The sequence below is a fragment of the Pseudomonas sp. SIMBA_068 genome (assembly GCF_046534705.1).
GTDB classification, from domain to species: Bacteria; Pseudomonadota; Gammaproteobacteria; order Pseudomonadales; family Pseudomonadaceae; genus Aquipseudomonas; species Aquipseudomonas putida.
The window spans coordinates 1-232 of sequence record NZ_JAWRYI010001789.1 but is presented as its reverse complement, the minus strand read 5'-3'; the positions used below and the strand labels follow the sequence as shown (position 1 = coordinate 232).

At 54.7% G+C, this 232-nt stretch carries 1 protein-coding gene; it reads left to right on the top strand.

Annotated elements, in window-relative coordinates:
• Positions 1-35 precede the first annotated feature (35 nt).
• On the top strand, positions 36-232 hold a 197-nt coding region (locus tag SB756_RS35915; protein ID WP_410914017.1), incomplete at its 3' end, for a pyruvate formate lyase family protein.

Sequence of the window (232 nt, the reverse complement as noted above, 5' to 3'; positions counted from 1 at the left end):
ATCAAAGCGTGCAATTACCGCAACCGAACCTCGGCGTGCGCACTAACGCCTTGATCGACACGCCGTTCCTGATGAAAACCGCCGAAACCATTCGCCTCGGCACCGGTATTCCGCAAATCTTTAACGATGAAGTGGTGGTGCCAGCGTTCCTCAACCGTGGCGTTTCGCTGGAAGATGCGCGCGACTATTCCGTAGTGGGCTGTGTGGAATTATCTATTCCCGGCAGAACCTA